This is a genomic window from Sphingobium sp. ZW T5_29, assembly GCF_044987515.1.
Classification (GTDB): Bacteria; Pseudomonadota; Alphaproteobacteria; order Sphingomonadales; family Sphingomonadaceae; genus Sphingobium.
This window is the reverse complement of the sequence record NZ_JBJDRM010000011.1, coordinates 78,818-92,224: the sequence shown is the minus strand read 5'-3', so window position 1 is coordinate 92,224 and position 13,407 is coordinate 78,818. Positions and strand designations below refer to the sequence as shown.

Sequence of the window (13,407 nt, the reverse complement as noted above, 5' to 3'; positions counted from 1 at the left end):
GGTTAATATTCAATCCCCGCCTGCGCCTTCACACCCGACCGGAAGGGGTGTTTCACCAACGTCATTTCCGTGACTAAATCCGCTGCTTCAATCAGGGTTTCGGGCGCATTGCGACCGGTGATGATGACATGCTTCATTTCATCACGCGCCCTCACGGCTTCCAAAACCTCTTCCAAAGGCAAATAGTCGTAGCGCAGGGCAATATTGAGCTCATCTGCCAGCACCATATCATAGGACGGGTCGGCGATCATCCTCTTCACCTCATTCCACGCAGTTCGGGTCAGCGCTATGTCACGCTCACGATCCTGCGTGTTCCAGGTAAAACCTTCGCCCATCGGCTTAAAGTCCACCTGTTCGGGGAAAGCATCGAACACCGCCTTCTCCCCGGTCGTCATTGCGCCCTTCACAAATTGGACGACACCGACCCTCCTGCCATGGCCGATCGCGCGGACGACCATGCCCAGCGCAGCCGTCGTCTTGCCCTTGCCTTTGCCAGTATGGACGATCAGCAGTCCCTTTTCCTGTGTTTTGGTCGCCATGATCTTGCCATGAGCGGCCTGCTTTTTTTTCATCTTTTCGGCATGTTGTTCGGGGGTGCGTTCGATCATGGTTGGGCTTCCTTGAGTTGGGACAAAAGCATGGCGGCGCTGTTGGACCGGGGCCGCCACAGCCCCCGGTCTAGCGCTTCGTGCAAGCGAGAGGCTGTTTCGCGAAGGGCGGCGGAATTGGCTTGCGCCATGAAGGTGCGGACATCGTCATCTTCGATAAAGGCGGCGTGGACGGCGTCGAAATGATGGTCCTTCACGCCATGGGTCGTGGCGGCGAAGGCAAACAGATAATCAACGGAAGCGGCCATCTCGAACGCGCCCTTGTATCCGTGGCGCATCATGCCTGCGATCCATTTGGGATTGGTGACGCGGGCGCGGACGACCCGGCCAATCTCATCTTCTAACGTGCGGATGATCGGTCGTTCGGGGCGGCTATGGTCATTATGGTAACTGAGCGGCTTGCGGCCTGACAGATGTTCGACTGCGGCGGAGATGCCCCCTTCGAACTGATAATAATCGTTGCTGTCCAGCAGGTCATGTTCGCGATTGTCCTGATTCTGAATCAAAGCATCGGCCTGAGCAAGCCGCTGCACGAACAGTGTGCGTTCGGCATCGCCATCCACTCCGCCGCCATATGCGTGGCTGCCCCAGTCGAGATAGACGTTCGCCAGATCGGAACGATCATGCCAGATGCGTTCGTCGATCATCGCTTGCAGGCCCGCTCCATAAGTACCGGGCGCCGACCCAAAGACCCGAGCGCCTGCGCGGCGGGACGCTGTTTTTTCGGATTCTCCATCTGCTATTAGTGCGGCGGTTTCGGCGCGGTGGCGGGCGGCGGCGGGATTTTCCTCTTCCGGTTCGTCGAGCGCCATCACCGCGCGGGCGGCGCTGTCGACCAGGTCGACTTGATCGGGGAAGGCGTCGCGGAAGAAGCCGGATATGCGCAAGGTGACATCCACCCTGGGGCGGTTCAGTTCTGCGACCTTCATCACTTCAAAGCCGATCACCCGACCGGATGCCCATTCCCATCGCGGTCGCACGCCCATCAGCGCAAGCGCTTGGGCGATGTCGTCGCCGCCTGTGCGCATATTTGCTGTTCCCCAGGCTGAAATTGCCATGGCGCGGGGATATTCTCCCTGGCGTTGGAAATAGTTTTGAATGAGTGAGGCAGCGGATTGTTGGCCTAAATTCCAGGCGGCGACGGTGGGGACGGCGCGGGTGTCTACTGAATAGAAGTTGCGGCCGGTGGGCAGGACGTCGGGGCGTCCGCGTGTTGGTGCGCCGGACGGGCCGGGGAGGACGAAGCGCCCGTCGAGGGCGGCGAGGAGGGCGGATTTTTCGGCTGGGCCGCTGGCATCCACGCGGGGGGCGAGGTCGTGATGCAGGGCGTCAAGCACAGCGGCACTATGGGAGCCGGGAGCAGCAGCGCCGCTGTCGAGCAGGTGGATCGCGAAAAGCTCCAGCCGTTCCACCGTGTCGCCGGTGGTCCGCCATGCGTCAGGGGTGAGGCGCTGGAGTTCGGGAGGGCGGGGGCCATTCCATGCTGTCCCCATGACGCAATCCAAAGGGTTGAAACCAAGGGAAAAATCGTCCGCCAGCGCCCGAAGCAGGGAGCCTTGCCCATCGTCCAGCCCCCTGGGGCAGCGGGCGAGGGCGATTATCAGGTCGCGGCGCTGCGGTCCTTCAGGCGATTGGGTGAAGATGTGCAGCCCGTCGCGGATCTGCATTTCCTTCAAGTCGCACAGATAGTTATCGATCGCAGCTAAAGCATCGTCTCCGGTTCCTTGGGCCCCGGCGTCCTGGTCCAGCCCCTGTGACGCGGCGAGGGCCAATATGTCCTTGCGCAACGTTGCCAGCCGACGCGGATCCATGCCCGCGGCGAGATAATATTCATCGACCAGCGCCTCCAATTCCTTGAGCGGGCCATAGCTTTCCGCGCGGGTGAGGGGCGGGGTCAGATGATCGATGATGCAGGCCCCGATGCGGCGCTTTGCCTGGGTCCCTTCGCCCGGATCGTTGACGATGAAGGGATAGATTTGCGGCACCGGCCCAGCGCAGATTTCGGGAAAGCAGCTTTCCGACAGAGCAATCGCCTTGCCGGGGAGCCATTCAAGATTGCCGTGCTTGCCGACATGGACGACGGCCTGCGCGTGAAAATCCCGCGCCAGCCAGAAATGAAAGGCGAGATAGGCGTGCGGCGGGGGGAGCGCGGCATCGTGATAGCTGGATTTGGGGTCGACATCATAACCCCGCGATGGCTGGACCGCGACAGCGACATTGCCGAAGCGGTGGATGGAGAGCGGGAAGGCGGCGTCGCGCAGGGACGGGTCGGATTCGGGCGGTCCCCAGCGTGCGGTCACCGCCTCTCGCGCAGATGCGGGGAGGGCGTCGAACGCCGCGCGATAGTCGGTCAGCGGCAAGCTGGCGGGCGCGACATCATGGGTCAGCAGGTCCATCAGGCATGCGCCGTCCATCGGCGCACCGGCTACATCATAGCCGCCGTCCGCCATTGCCTGGAGGATAGCGGCGACGCTGGCGGGCGTGTCCAGGCCGACGCCGTTGCCGACGCGGCCTGCGCAGCTGGGATAGTTGGCGAGGACGAGCGCGATCCGGCGATCAGCCGGTTTCGCCTGCCGCAAATATCCCCAATTTGCAGCCAGTTGAGCAGTGAATTTAGCACGATCCGGGAGAATTTGCGGGACGATGATGCTGCATTCGGTGCGTTGGTCAAATCTGGCTGCGGCCTTGAAGGCGACAGCGCGTGTGATCAGCCGCCCGTCCACTTCGGGAAGGGCGATGTGCATGGCAAGATCGCGTGGACCAAGCCCGCGCGCGCTCGCTTGCCACGCCTGTTCCTCGGCACTGGCAAAGACGGCCTGGAGGATCGGACAGTCCGCTTGTTCAAGGACGGATGGGGTTCGTGGTTCGCCCGGAGCGGAGGCGGCAAAAGCGGTCGCGTTCAGGATGACGTCCGGTGGCGTTTCCAACATCGACGCACGCAGAAAGTCGCGTGCAAATGGTTCACGAAGCGCGCGAACATATACCGGCAACACATTGAGATCATGGGATTGAAGTTCCGCGATCATGGCATCGACCGCGTCAAGCGTTCCGGCGATCAACAGCGCGCGGTAAAAGAGAAAAAGGACGGTCGGCTGCCCTTCGCGCCACTGGCCCCTTACCTGATTGATGGTCACACGGTCAGTGCCGGGCCAATATAGCCCGGCATCGGCCACGGGGACCGGATCATCGGGATCGCCTGCATCACGTCCGCCAAGCCGAGCGGCAGTTTTCAGGAAGGCGGCGGCATTGGCGACGCCGCCCTGGCGAAGATAGTCGCGCAGGCGGTCGCAGATATCGGGAGCGACGGTGGATGCCTGGACAAGGTCCGGGTCCTGTTCCCGCCCATCGGCGATCGCGGCGAAGGCGATGCCCTTTTGTCTGGAAATCTTTGCAATTTCATCAATGCCATAGGGCCAATAGCTTTTACCGCCCAGCAGGATGACGCAGACGAATTTTGCGCTGTCGATCACCTGTTCGACATAGAGATCGACGGAATAGGGGTGGCGCAGTTGGAGCAGATTGGCGAGGCGGATGGTGGGGGCGGCATCCCCCAGCGTCGCCGCCGCGCTGGCGAGACAGGCCAGTTCGCTGTCCGCCACGGTCAGCACCACGATGTCCCCCGGCGTCTGGCCAAGGTCGATCGCTTCGTCGCCGTTCGATACGGCGCCGGGCGTGGCGGTCAGCAAATGCATCAGGCAGGCACCGTCCGGGTGTCGAGCGCGCTGGCGATGGCGTCGCGATCAAGCCCATGATGGCCGATGATGACCAAACGTGACGCGCGCGGTTCGTCCGGTCGCCACGCGCGGTCATAATGATGTTGGAGGCGGGGGCCGACCGACTGGAGGACCAGACGAGCCGGGCGTCCCCGGATCGCCAGAAAGCCCTTCACCCGCAGCAGGTCATGCCCGGCAATGGCCTTGTCCAGCGCGGCGAGCAAGGGTTCGGGGCTGTCCAGTTCGCCCAGGTCGAGCACGAAGCTGTCGAAGTCGTCATGATCATGATCGTCATCCCCGTCATGGTGGGACGGGCGGGCGTCGACCTGATCCTCCACGGCTGCGTCGATGCCGAGCAGCGCGGCGGGGTCGATACGGCCCATCGCGGTGCGGATGAAGCTGACGCCGGGGCGGACGTCCTGCCTTAGCCTGGCTTCCAGTTCTTTCAGCTGGTCAGCATCCACAAGGTCAGTCTTGTTGAGAAGGACCAGGTCGGCGCAGGCGAGCTGGTCTTCGAACAGTTCCTCAATCGGGCTGTCATGATCGAGCGTTGGATCGGCGGCGCGGGCGGCGGCCAGCGCGGCTTCGTCATGGGCGAAACGTCCGGCGGCAAGCGCGTCCGCGTCCACCAGCGCGATCACGCTATCCACCGTGGCGCGCGTGCGGATGTCGGGCCACTGGAATGCCTTGACCAGCGGCTTGGGCAGGGCGAGCCCGGACGTTTCGATGATGATGTGGTCGGGCGGGGTCGGCCGGTCGAGCAACCGCTGCATGGTCGGCAGGAAATCGTCCGCCACGGTGCAGCAGATGCAGCCATTGGCCAGTTCGATGATGTCATCGTCAGGGCAGGCTTCGTCGCCGCAGCCCTGAACGAGGGCGCCGTCCACGCCGACATCGCCAAATTCATTGATGATAAGGGCGATCCGGCGGCCCCCCGCATTTTCGATGATGTGGCGGATGAGGGTGGTTTTGCCCGCCCCCAGAAAGCCGGTGATGACGGTAGCAGGAACCTTGTTCATGGGGTGTTTCCTTGGATGGCGAGGGGGACTTCGATCTCGTCGAAGCGTTTCCAGCGATAGATTGCCCAGCTGATCAGCCAGCAGGCAGCGAACAGGCCGATGATGAAGAAACCCAGGCTGTTGAATTGTTCGCCCAGACTGGCGGCGAGCGACCAGATGCCGCCGTTGAGGCCGAGCTTGTCGCCCAGCAGCGCCGCGGTTTCGATGCCGCCGATCACGATTGCGACAATCGCCGAAACCAGCGTGATGGTGATGTTGTAATAGAGTTTGCGAATGGGCTTTACGAAGGCCCATCGATAGGCGCCCATCATCAACGCGCCGTCAGCCGTGTCGACCAGCGCCATTCCCGCCGCGAAGAGAAGGGGAAAGATGAGGACGGTGGACAGCGCCAGTCCACTGGCCGCCTGCCCGGCGGACAGGCCCAATATGGCCACCTCTGTCGCCGTATCGAAGCCAAGGCCGAACAGGAAACCCAGCGGGGCCATGTGCCAGCTGCGCGTCACCAGACGGAAGAGCGGTTTGAACAGGCGGGCGAGCAGGCCACGATTGCCGAGCAATATATCCATGTCTTCAGCGATGTACGCGCCACCCCTGCGAACATGGTTAAAGGTTGCCCAGACCGATTTCAGGATGATCAGGTTCACCGCTGCAATGGCGAAGAGGAATGTCGCTGAAATGATGGTCGCGACGACGCCGCCGATTTCGCCCGCAGCCTCCACCCGGCTAAGCGCGCTGGCGGCGGTGGCGATCAGGACCGCACCGATCAGCACGATGGCGCTATGGCCAATCGCGAACCAGAAACCGACGGTCAGCGGGCGTTGGCCGCTCTGCATCAGTTTTCGCGTCACATTGTCTATCGCGGCGATATGGTCCGCGTCCACGGCATGACGCAGGCCCAGGCTCCAGGCCAGCAGGGCCATGCCCAGCATCGCCATGTCGTCCGCGAACAAGGCCCCGGCCCATAGCCAGAGGCCAAGATTGGCGGCGATCAGGCCAGCAAACATCCAGGTGGCGCGCCGACGAAGCCCACCCCGGTCGGGTGGCGGGTGAAGGGCAGGGGAATGATCGTTCATAAGGCAGTCCCGTCGGCGTCGGCGAACCGGGACGGGAGCCTCCGCAACGCGGCCGACAGCGATTGCCGGACGGACGCCTGTGCGCCCGGCACGCATGCCGTTGCGGCTCCCGCCGCACTAGGCGTCGCTCAGACGGAACACCGTGCCCCGGCCATCCCCTGGACCAAAGCAAGAGCGACCAAACGCCGGCAGGTATCCTGGCTTGCGGGTCATCGCTCGACACATGGCCTTCCCAGGCCTCGCAAGATTTAGCGTCCGGCCCAGTGGCTGACCTTCCCATGTCATGGAAGGTCGATATGCATCTCGCTCACCGCTTACAGTTGCAGGGACAGCCGCGGATTTGGACGCCGGAAAGGCATCCGCACCGCATTCCCATTCAAGCCCCTTCGGGGCACCGGCGCGATCAGGTGAAAGCCGCCGTGGCGGACCTTCACGATGCCGTGCATAGAACGCATCGTCAGGAAAGGGAAGCGATGGGGCAGAAGGATCGATTGAAATATAATCGTAACATGGCAGTCATCCTATAGTCACATAGCTGACATATCTGCCCGGCCCATGAGAAGGGACCAAGCAATGAAAGCCAGCCGTTGGGCGATCGCCATCGCGATGCTCCAGATAGCAGCGCCCTCATGGGCGAGCGCACAGTCGATCAGCCAGGGCGAAGCCGAGCAGTTGCGCGCGCAGATCGCCGCGCTCAAGGCGCAGGTGCAGATGTTGGAAACGCGCCTGGATGTGGCGGCGCCTGTTTCGGCTGCGGCGGGTTCGGGGGGTTCGGCTGTTCCACCGGCGCTTGCCAGCGCGTCCAAACCGGCGGCTGCGGCTGAGCCTGCAACCAAGATCAGCTGGAAGGGCAGCCCGCAATTTTCCAGTGACGACGCAAAGTTCAAGGTCAAGGGCCGCATTCAATATGACGCCGCCCTGCTGATGGCGCCGGGCAACATATCCGATCGGGCGCAGGGCTATTCGAATGAGCTTCGCCGCTTGCGATTAGGCGCGGAAGGTCAGCTGGGGGCCGGGTTCGGCTATAAGCTGGAAACCGAATTGTCGGACAACAGCATCGATCTGGTCGACACCTTCATCACCTATGAAAATGGCAAGTGGCTGGTGACGCTGGGCAATCATAACCAGTTCCAGTCGCTGGACGAACTGATTGGCGATACGACCGGTTCGGTGATGGAGCGCGCCGCCTTTACCGACGCCTTCAATTTCGAGCGTCGCCTCGGCCTGTCGGCCCAATATCGCTCCGGCATCCTGCTCGCCCAGCTTGGCCTGTTTTCCGACAGCGCCGATTCGCTGACCAATGACGAGGATGGGGACGAAAATAACAGCTATAGCGTGGACGGTCGCGTCGTGCTGGCGCCGCGCATCGGCAAGACGCAGCTGCATTTCGGCGCATCGGGGCATTGGCGCGACTTCAACCGACTGGCCGACGAGCCGCAGCGTTATCGCCAGCGGCCCTATCTGCACAGCATCAACACGCGCTTTCTCGCCACGCCGTCGATCGATGCGACGGGCGAATCCCATTATGGGCTGGAATTTGCGGGCACCCGCGGGCCGCTTCACTGGGCCGGTGAAACGCATTGGTTGCGCACGAAACGGCCCGGCCTTTCGGACCCGACCTTCTTTGGCGGCTATGCAGAGGTCGGCTATTTCCTGACGGGCGAAACCCGGTCGTACAAGAATGGCATTTTCGGCAGCACCAAGCCCAAGCAGGAATTTGGCGACGGGGGCATGGGGTCGCTTCAGGTGACGGCGCGCTACGATTATCTGGACCTTAACGACAAGGACATCGTCGGCGGCACGCAGAATGCCTGGATATTGGGGCTGGTATGGACCCCGATCGAATATCTGCGCTTCAACCTCAACTACGCGCACCTGCGCTATACCGACGCGGCGATCCCCGCCGGAACCGACCGGGACTATGGCGTCAATGTCGTGGGATGGCGGGCGGAACTGGACTTCTGATCCGGCGGGGCATGGGCAGCGAAAGGCCCATGCCCCATCTATCCCTTGCGACCACCGCCCGCCCGCATTATCAGCGGCGACGCGACAGGTTCCTCGCAAGGGGATGAAAAGGGAAGTCGGGTAAAGCCCGCGCTGCCCCTGCAACTGTAAGCGGTGAGCGAACGGCCATTCACGCCATTGGGACCCCTTGGGGCGTTCCCGAGAAGGCGGCCGGACGCATTGACCCGTGAGCCAGGAGACCTGCCTGCCGCAGTCGTTCTTCGACCGGACAGGGTGTGCCGGACGAACGGGGGTATCCTCGCCGAGCGACAGCCATTGCCTTGCCGGCTAGGTCGTGCGGGACGCATTTCGTTGTGCGCTTCCCGCTTCGTCCCCGCCACAAGGCTGTTTGCGGTCGGAAGGCGGAGCCAAGGATGATGATCCATTATTTGATGCCGGGGCGCGGCTGATGCTGCGCGCGGTCGAAGCCGGGGCGGCGGTGGTGGTCTGTTCGACCTGCCGCCTGTCCCCCGAACAACGGGAAGATGGCGAAGGAAGGCGCGGCGGCGCCCTGCTGGCGCAGGCGTTGCGGGCGGTGCAGGCAGGCGACAGCGCCTATGCGGACGTGGAAGTGCAGGAAATGCCATGCCTTTTCGCGTGTCAGCGACATTGCACCGTCCATCTGCGCGCGCCCGGCAAGGTCGGTTATGTGCTGGGCGATTTCACCCCCGATGAAACGGCGGCGCGCGCGATCCTCGATTATGCAGTCCGCCACGCGGCAAGCGCGGAGGGCGTCGTGCGCTATGCCGACTGGCCGCAGGGGGTGAAGGGTCATTTCATCGTCCGCACGCCGCCCGACGGCTTTGTCTGCACATGACGTTCTTTCGCGACCGGGCCGCATTCGATCAGGCGCTGGCGACATTGCCCGTCCCCGACCAAGGCGCAATCGAAGCGGCGGCCAGGCGGCAGGCATCTTTGACCAAGCCCGCCGGTTCGCTGGGGCGGCTGGAGGATATCGCGCTGTTCATGGCGGGATGGCAGGGGCGGGAGCGGCCCGGCGCAGACAGGATCCGCGTCGCGCTGTTCGCTGGCAATCACGGTGTGGCTGCGCGCGGGGTCAGCGCCTTTCCACCCGAAGTGACGGCCCAGATGGTCGCGAATTTCCGAAAGGGGGGCGCGGCCATCAACGCGCTCGCCGCCGCCTGCGGGGCGGAACTGGTCATTGTGCCAATCGATCTGGATCGTCCCACTGGCGATATTACCCATTGCCCGGCAATGACCGAAGCCGAGTGCCTGGCGGCGATCAATGCCGGGGCAGCGGTCATCCAAGCCGGTATCGACCTGTTGTTGCTGGGAGAGATGGGCATCGCCAACACGACTGTCGCCGCCGCCATTTGTGCGCATGTGCTGGGCGGGGACGCCGAACAGTGGGTTGGCCGGGGCACCGGCGTCGACGCAGCGGGCGTCGGTCGGAAGGTCGAGGCTGTCAGGCTGGCGCTTGCCCGGCATGGCGGGGATTGCGGGGACGCGTTCGAAACGTTGCGATGCCTTGGCGGGCGGGAGATTGCCGCAATCGCTGGCGCGGTGCTGGCGGCGCGCCTTGCCCGCCTGCCGGTGATGCTGGATGGATTCATCTGCGCGGCGGCGGTCGCTCCGCTGGCACGCGACAATCCGCAAATTACCGACCATTGCCTGGCCGCCCATTGTTCCGCGGAGGCGGGGCATGGGCGGGTGCTCGACGTGCTTGGTCTTGACCCATTGCTGCGGCTGGACATGCGGCTGGGCGAAGGGAGCGGCGCAGCGGTGGCGGCGCAGGTCGTGCGATCGGCCCTCGCGGCGCATGGCAACATGGCCACCTTTGCGCAAGCTGCGGTCGCCAGCGGACAATGACGGGAATCTCCATTCATCTGATGCGCCATGGCGTCCCGGAAATGGCGGGCAGGCTGCTAGGCCATTGTAACTCGCCGCCTGATCCCGACGGCATGGCGCTGTGCGTCGATCGGGCGCGCGCCGTGATGTTTGAGCATGTCATAACATCCGATCTGTCGCGGGCGCATATTCCCGGCGAAATCATCGCAACGGAGCGGAACGCGACCCTGCATATCGACCCGCGCTGGCGAGAGCTGGACTTCGGGCTGTGGGAAGGCGCTGATCCTGCTGATCTGGATGCCGATGCGCTAGCGCCGTTCTGGGACGACCCCGACGCCAGCCCACCGCCGGGCGGGGAACGCTGGTCCGCACTTTGCGAGCGGGTCGGCGCGGCTCTGAGCGATATAATCAGGCCGACGCTGGTCATCAGCCACGCAGGCGCCATGCGCGCCGCCCTGTCGGTGCTATGCGGGTTGGATCACCGGCAATGCTGGACTTTCGACCTTCCTTATGGCGCGCTGCTGAGCCTGCGGCTTTGGCCGGACGGCACCGCGCAGATCACGGGCCTGCAAATATGAGGCGGCTGGTGCTGGCGATGCAGCTCATGACCTGCCTGCCGCTGCCGTCGGTGAAGGCGGATGAAGAAGATTTCGCTGCTGCGATCCGCTGGTTCCCGATGACGGGTATCATTGTCGGCGCCTGTGCTGCGGGCGGGCTGTTGCTGGGTAGCAAGGTCGATCCGTGGTCGGGTGCGTTGCTGGCTCTGCTGGTCTGGGTGGCTATGACCGGTGCGCTGCATCTTGATGGGCTGGCCGACATCGCCGATGCGGTTGGGGCGGCTCATGGTGACCGAAGCAGGCTCTCCCTCGTGCTTGCAGACCCGCATGTCGGCAGCTTTGGCGTCACGGCGGTGGCGCTGCAATTGATAACGAAGCTGGTGCTGTTGCGCTTATGCGCGGAGTTTGTACCGGCTTGGGGGCTGATCGGCGTGGCTATGGTGGCGCGGATGGGGCCGCTATTCTGGGCGCGCTGGCTCCCGCCGCTGCATGAAGGACTTGCGAGCCGATTTCGCCACGGGGTCAGGCCAGTGCACCTGCTGGGCTGGAGCGTGGTTGCGATCCTGTTTGCCTGGTGGATGCCGGGCCTGTTGATCGTTGCCGCGCTGATCCCGTCATGGGCGATATGGCTGCGCATGCGCATCGGCGGCATTTCCGGCGACGGGCATGGAGCGGGGATCGAGATAGTGGAAAGCGCGCTGCTGGCGGCGCTGGTGCTGGCGCGATGAGCGACGCGTTTCGCTGGCATGGTGGCCGTCTGGCCGTTGCGCAGGAGCGCTATGGTTCGGTCGAACCGTGGATCGACCTGTCCACGGGGATCAACCCTGTGCCGTGGCCCGGCAGTTCACGGATTGCGGTCGATTGGGCGTCCTTGCCCGATCCATCCGCGCTGGCGGAGCTTGAAGCAGTGGCGGCTGCGCATTTCGGCCTGCCCCCGGCCCATGTCTGCGCCGTGCCGGGAAGCGAGATCGGCTTGCGCATGGTCGGACAGCTGATCGACCGCCCCGCCTGCTATCTGACTCCGGGTTATCGCACGCATGGCGAGGCTTTCGCCAAGGCAAGGCCGGTCGGCGATCCCGCAGAGGCTCCATCCGGCTCTGTTCTGATGATGGCCAGCCCGAACAATCCCGATGGCCGCGTCTTTGCGCGGGAGCAGTTGTTGGCACTGGCGGAGCGCATGCAATGGCTGGTCATCGACGAAGCCTTTGCCGATTGCATGCCGGGCGGGAGCATCGCGCCCGACATAGGGGAGGGGCGGCAACTGGTCGTCCTGCGATCCTTCGGCAAGTTTTTCGGGCTGGCAGGTGCAAGGCTGGGCTTTGTTCTTGGCCCGACGCCTATCGTCGCGGCCTGTCGGCGCATGTTGGGTGACTGGCCGGTTTCGGCTGCGGCCATCGCATTTGGCACGGCGGCCTATCGTGACAGGGGGTGGATCAACGCTACCATAGAGTCGCTTCGCGAACAGGCAGCAGGTTTGGACGCGCTGCTCGCCCGGCATGGTCTGGTGGCGCGGGGCGACTGTCCGCTGTTCAGGCTGGTGGAGCGGGACGATGCGGCGCAGTTGTTCGAACATCTGGCGCGGCGCGCTATCCTGACCCGGCCCTTCCACGCGCAGCCGAGGTGGCTGCGTTTCGGCCTGCCCGCGGATGCCGCGGCGATGGAGCGGTTGGACAAGGCGCTGGCGGATGGCTGATCCGGTGGCCATTGGCGCTTTGATGCTGGATGCGGCGCTGGGGTGGCCCGGTCGTCTGCACGCGCGGATCGGCCATCCGGTTGGCGGATTCGCCCGGATCATCGCGATGTGCGAGCGCCGTTGGAACCGTCCCGGATCGAGCGATGGAGCGCGGCGGATCGGCGGGGTTGCCACTTTGCTGGTCCTGCTGACGGTGGCGATCGGATGTGGATGGGCCGCCGAAGGGCTGATCCGGCAGAGCATGGGAAGCTGGGGCTGGGTCGGCGTGGCGCTGGTCGCCTGGCCTGCTTTGGCGCAGCGCAGCCTGTATGACCATGTCGCGCGGGTGGCGCGGGCATTGGAATCGGGCAAACTGAACGATGCGCGGCGTGCCGTTGCATGCATCGTTGGCAGGGACACGGCCAGCCTGGATGAAAGCGGCGTGTCGCGCGCGGCGGTGGAAAGCCTGGCGGAAAGCTTTTGCGACGGTGTGGTCGCGCCCCTTTTCTGGCTGCTGCTGGCGGGCTTGCCGGGAATATGGGCCTATAAGGCGGTCAATACCGCCGACAGCCTGATCGGCCATCGGGAAGAACCATATGGGCCGTTCGGATGGGCCGCCGCCCGATTTGACGACGCACTCAATCTGGCGCCTGCCCGGCTGTCCGGGCTGCTGGTCTGCATTGCGGGCGGGCGCGGATGGCGGGTCTTGTGGCGTGACCATCGGCGGCACGCGTCCCCCAATGCGGGCTGGCCAGAGGCGGCGATGGCGGGAGCGCTAGGGGTCCGGCTGGGCGGGCCGATCCGCTATGACGGGGTGCTGCATGACAAGCCGTGGATCGGCGGCAGCCTTGGAGACGTCGCGCCGGGCGATCTGCGCCGGGCGATGGGGATTTTCCTGCGCGCCTGCGCCTTGCTTTGGGGATTAGGCGCATGGGTGGAGATCGCGCTGTGA

The 13,407-nt window shown here is 64.2% G+C and carries 11 protein-coding genes and 2 riboswitches; of the genes, 7 read left to right on the top strand and 4 right to left on the bottom strand.

What is annotated here, in order from left to right; genetic code table 11:
• Window positions 1-2 precede the first annotated feature (2 nt).
• From cobO to ACI3KQ_RS11110, 4 genes are read right to left on the bottom strand one after another with little or no spacing between them, the layout of a single operon-like run.
• Window positions 3-608: a cob(I)yrinic acid a,c-diamide adenosyltransferase gene (cobO, locus tag ACI3KQ_RS11125; RefSeq protein WP_404957566.1), complete on the bottom strand. Its 606-nt coding sequence runs from the start codon at window positions 606-608 to the stop codon at window positions 3-5.
• Window positions 605-4,300, bottom strand: a complete 3,696-nt coding sequence (gene cobN / locus ACI3KQ_RS11120) for a cobaltochelatase subunit CobN (protein ID WP_404957564.1) — start codon at window positions 4,298-4,300, stop codon at window positions 605-607. Before cobN ends, cobO begins: the two co-directional genes overlap by 4 nt.
• On the bottom strand, window positions 4,300-5,340 hold the full coding sequence (cobW, locus tag ACI3KQ_RS11115; protein WP_404957562.1) for a cobalamin biosynthesis protein CobW: 1,041 nt from the start codon (window positions 5,338-5,340) through the stop codon (window positions 4,300-4,302). The genes cobN and cobW overlap by 1 nt, the downstream gene beginning before the upstream one ends.
• On the bottom strand, window positions 5,337-6,413 hold the full coding sequence (locus ACI3KQ_RS11110; protein WP_404957561.1) for a HoxN/HupN/NixA family nickel/cobalt transporter: 1,077 nt from the start codon (window positions 6,411-6,413) through the stop codon (window positions 5,337-5,339). Before ACI3KQ_RS11110 ends, cobW begins: the two co-directional genes overlap by 4 nt.
• A gap of 169 nt (window positions 6,414-6,582) precedes the next feature.
• Window positions 6,583-6,827, bottom strand: a riboswitch (cobalamin riboswitch).
• Between the two features lie 159 nt (window positions 6,828-6,986).
• Between ACI3KQ_RS11110 and ACI3KQ_RS11105 the strand changes: the two genes are divergently transcribed.
• From ACI3KQ_RS11105 to cbiB, 7 genes are all read left to right on the top strand, one after another.
• Window positions 6,987-8,378: an OprO/OprP family phosphate-selective porin gene (locus tag ACI3KQ_RS11105; protein WP_404957559.1), complete on the top strand. Its 1,392-nt coding sequence runs from the start codon at window positions 6,987-6,989 to the stop codon at window positions 8,376-8,378.
• Between the two features lie 69 nt (window positions 8,379-8,447).
• A riboswitch (cobalamin riboswitch) is annotated at window positions 8,448-8,641 on the top strand.
• 185 nt (window positions 8,642-8,826) lie between these two features.
• Window positions 8,827-9,234 (top strand): DUF1636 domain-containing protein, encoded by a 408-nt coding sequence (locus tag ACI3KQ_RS11100; RefSeq protein WP_404957688.1) that lies wholly within the window; start codon window positions 8,827-8,829, stop codon window positions 9,232-9,234.
• A complete protein-coding gene (cobT, locus tag ACI3KQ_RS11095) occupies window positions 9,231-10,247 on the top strand; it encodes a nicotinate-nucleotide--dimethylbenzimidazole phosphoribosyltransferase (protein ID WP_404957557.1) in 1,017 nt (338 codons plus the stop codon). The genes ACI3KQ_RS11100 and cobT overlap by 4 nt, the downstream gene beginning before the upstream one ends.
• Window positions 10,244-10,804 (top strand): histidine phosphatase family protein, encoded by a 561-nt coding sequence (locus tag ACI3KQ_RS11090; RefSeq protein ID WP_404957555.1) that lies wholly within the window; start codon window positions 10,244-10,246, stop codon window positions 10,802-10,804. The genes cobT and ACI3KQ_RS11090 overlap by 4 nt, the downstream gene beginning before the upstream one ends.
• Complete coding sequence (locus ACI3KQ_RS11085; RefSeq protein ID WP_404957553.1) at window positions 10,801-11,511, top strand: adenosylcobinamide-GDP ribazoletransferase; 711 nt, start codon at window positions 10,801-10,803, stop codon at window positions 11,509-11,511. Before ACI3KQ_RS11090 ends, ACI3KQ_RS11085 begins: the two co-directional genes overlap by 4 nt.
• Window positions 11,508-12,476, top strand: a complete 969-nt coding sequence (locus tag ACI3KQ_RS11080) for a threonine-phosphate decarboxylase (protein WP_404957551.1) — start codon at window positions 11,508-11,510, stop codon at window positions 12,474-12,476. Before ACI3KQ_RS11085 ends, ACI3KQ_RS11080 begins: the two co-directional genes overlap by 4 nt.
• Window positions 12,469-13,407 (top strand): adenosylcobinamide-phosphate synthase CbiB, encoded by a 939-nt coding sequence (gene cbiB / locus ACI3KQ_RS11075; RefSeq protein ID WP_404957549.1) that lies wholly within the window; start codon window positions 12,469-12,471, stop codon window positions 13,405-13,407. The genes ACI3KQ_RS11080 and cbiB overlap by 8 nt, the downstream gene beginning before the upstream one ends.